Here is a 3,444-nt window from a genome sequence, read left to right as displayed (position 1 = left end):
TAGGGGACAGTGATGTCCCATTTATTCTGGATAAAAAAACTGGCATTGATGATTTCCATCAATACCAGAAAGTTTAGACCCTCTTTATTTAATTAGTGTTGCACTTAAAGTGTAAATTCAAGGAAAATAAAAAAAGATGGCCAAAAATGGTCATCCTTGATTGGTTAAACTATTGAATTAGTTGCCCTCAGGTAATGTAGCGGCTTCATAGACATCTTGCACATCATCATTATCTTCAAGCTCATCGATTAAACCAGTGTATTGAGAAATCTTATCTTCCGGAACTTCGGTTGTGTTCTCTGGGAACATCCGAACTTCGGCCGTATCCAAATCATAGCCCTTCTTTTGAAGCGCATCTCGTACTTCGGGCATTGATTTAGGATCAGTGAAGATTTGATATTCTTCATCAGTGGAATTCATATCATCAGCACCGGCATCCAATGCATCCATCAACATTGTATCTTCGTCAGCATCAAGACCGTCTCTAAGGATTACAATGTAGCCCTTTCGATCAAACATGTATGAAACTGATCCGTTAGCACCAAGTGAGCCACCGTGATGAGTAAATGCAGAACGGACAGCAGCTGCCGTTCGGTTTTTATTATCAGTTAAAGCGGAAACCATGATTGCAGTTCCACCTGGGCCATAACCCTCGTAAGTAATTTCTTCAAATTTGGCTCCACCAACACCGGAAGCCTTATCAATTGCTCGTTGAACGTTGTCTTTAGGCATGTTAGCAGCACGAGCTTTTTCCATTACCAAACGCAGTTGAGGATTATTTTCGGGATCAGGATCACCTGCTTTAGCGGCTTGATACAAGTCACGTGATATTTTTTGGAAAATCTTTCCACGTTTAGCATCCTGGGCGTTTTTACGACCCTGAATGTTATGCCATTTTGAATGTCCTGACATAATAACTCCTCTTTTCTAAATAGTTTACTAGTTTCACACATACGACAACATCTTACCAGATACGTCCCGGCGTTTCAAGATTTTTCAATCGATCCACAAGCGGGCGTTTTCTGTAAAATGAAACCATCTTCAATCAAACTGAGCGTACCGGAAGCGAGATTACTTTGTTGATTCACGCTTCATCAAACCATAAGGAAGCAAGACATTCTTCTCGTCAACTGGCTCGTTGTTCATCAACTTGGTTAATAAACGCATTGAAACCGCACCAATATCGTAAAGTGGCTGAGTAATTGACGACATCTTTGGTCGAACCATCTCAGTTAATTTTGTATCGTTACTGGTGATGATTTCGAATTGTTCAGGAACTTTAACATCCGCGTCTGACATGCCATTCATGATACCGGCAGCCAATTCATCATCAGTAACCATTGCTGCAGTGGCATTCACGGCCATTAATGCTGGTTGAAGCAAGGTGCCTGTTTTGTATGTATCGTCAGTCTCAAACACCAGCTTATCATCATAAGCAATCCCGGCACTCTTTAAGGCCTGCTTGTATCCCTTCAAACGATACTTTCCATTAATTGCTTGATCAAGTGGCCCACAAACAAAGGCAACCCGCTTGTTCCCACGGTCGATTAAATTCTTGACTTCTTCTTGAACAGCGGCAACGTAGTCAATGTTAACACTTGGGTTGTCTCCCGCATCATCAACAGATCCTGCCAAGACGATTGGTGTCTTAGTTCGTTTGAACTCTTCACGGAGCTTTTCAGTAATTTCGTTACCCATAAAGACAATGCCATCAACTTGCTTTGACAGTAAGGTATTGAGCACCTTGATTTCTTTTTCGCTGTTGGAATCTGAATTGGTCAAAATAATATTGTATTTATACATCGTCGCAACATCGTCAATTCCACGTGCAAGTGAAGCAAAGTACATATTTGTCACATCCGGAACAATCACCCCAACCGTCGTGGTCTTTTTGCTTGCTAAGCCTCGTGCAACCGCATTTGGTCGGTAGTCCAGCTTTTCGATCACGTCCAACACCTTTTTACGGGTGGCAGGCTTCACATTGGCGTTTCCATTCACTACTCTCGAGACAGTTGCCATTGATACGCTAGCTTCTCGGGCAACATCATAAATTGTAATCGTTTGTTTATCCATAAAGATAGCCCTTTCTTCCATGTCACAATCTGTTTTCATCGATTTTCAAAACACCATCTAATATAACAAATAAAAAGCTCGACGGCAATCTGAAAACGTTTTCAATTAAATCATAAACTAACATTTGTGAAAATTCAAGTGTAAGCGGAATTTTCTGCAGAATAGTTATGATATACTACTGGTAAAATATGAAGGAGTGGAACCGATGAATAAAATAGAAAAAGTCCAACGTTGGCTTGCCGACAATAATGAAGATGTTGCCTTGATCAGCGATCCCAAAACAATCCAGTATCTCACTACTTTTTACAGTGATCCAGCTGAACGGGTGTTAATGTTGGTGGTCTTTAAGAACGATGATCCATTCTTGTTTGGACCTGCATTGGAAACCGAAGCAATCAAAGACACTGGTTGGACGAGTCCGGTTTACGGCTACCTGGATCATGAAGACCCCTGGAAAATGATTGCCGACCAAATTTCAGCTCGACATGCGAACAACGAAAAGTTTGCGATTGAAAAGGCCCAACTTTCCGTAGAACGGCTCGAAAATCTTCAACAGTTATTTCCAAATGGTGACTTTTCAGCAAACCTCACCCCGTTCATCGAGCAAATGCGGTTGATTAAGTCCGCTGACGAAATTGAAAAACTAAAGATTGCCGGAAAATGGGATGATTTTGCCCTCCAAAAGGGGTTTGAAGCTGTCCAAGCCGGCAAAACTGAGGACCAGGTTGCCGCCGATCTTCAATACGCCTTGATGCAAAACGGTATCATGGAATTGAGTTTCCCATCACTTGTTCAATCCGCTGCTCATGCGGCTGAACCTCATGGCGCGACCAGCGAAAAAAAGATTGAAAACAACAAATTAGTCCTATTTGACTTAGGAACAGTTTGGCAGGGATACATCAGTGATGCTTCCCGAACAATTGCAGTTGGCAAACCTGATGAAAAATCAATGGATATCCATAAAGTTTGTTTGGAGGCGCAGCTCACGGCCCAGGCTGCAGTGAAACCCGGAATTACCGCCGCCCAACTGGACAAGATTGCCCGTGACGTGATCGCTAAGGCCGGTTATGGGGAATACTTTATTCACAGATTAGGTCACGGAATGGGAATGAGCGAACATGAATTTCCATCTATCATGGAAGGTAATGATATGGAACTTCAGCCAGGGATGTGTTTCTCAATCGAGCCGGGTATTTACATTCCAAACGTTGCTGGGGTCAGAATTGAAGACTGTGTCCATGTAACTGAAACGGGTTCTGAGCCATTTACCCACACCACGAAAGAATTAAGAGTAAGCACTAAATAACTGGACGTCTACTTCGTAGACGTCTTTTTGAGTACCATAGAATTATTAATTAAGTATGAGGTGAT

At 42.2% G+C, this 3,444-nt stretch carries 3 protein-coding genes; 1 reads left to right on the top strand and 2 read right to left on the bottom strand.

From position 1 onward, the window contains the following. Positions 1 to 177: 177 nt before the first annotated feature. Both KTE19_RS13255 and ccpA read right to left on the bottom strand, forming a co-directional pair. Positions 178 to 912, bottom strand: coding sequence for a YebC/PmpR family DNA-binding transcriptional regulator (locus tag KTE19_RS13255; RefSeq protein WP_056982895.1), 735 nt, complete (start codon positions 910 to 912; stop codon positions 178 to 180). Positions 913 to 1,071: 159 nt separating this feature from the next. Continuing rightward, positions 1,072 to 2,073 (bottom strand): catabolite control protein A, encoded by a 1,002-nt coding sequence (gene ccpA / locus KTE19_RS13250; RefSeq protein ID WP_217161362.1) that lies wholly within the window; start codon positions 2,071 to 2,073, stop codon positions 1,072 to 1,074. A 205-nt stretch (positions 2,074 to 2,278) separates the two neighbouring features. Here ccpA and KTE19_RS13245 point away from each other — a divergent pair, with 205 nt between their 5' ends. Next, positions 2,279 to 3,379 carry a M24 family metallopeptidase gene (locus tag KTE19_RS13245; RefSeq protein WP_217342485.1) on the top strand — a complete coding sequence of 367 codons (1,101 nt, stop codon included), beginning with the start codon at positions 2,279 to 2,281 and terminating at the stop codon, positions 3,377 to 3,379. Positions 3,380 to 3,444 lie beyond the last annotated feature (65 nt).

The organism is Lentilactobacillus dabitei (assembly GCF_019061365.1).
Taxonomy (GTDB): Bacteria; Bacillota; Bacilli; order Lactobacillales; family Lactobacillaceae; genus Lentilactobacillus; species Lentilactobacillus dabitei.
This window is presented reverse-complemented; position numbering and strand designations above follow the sequence as displayed.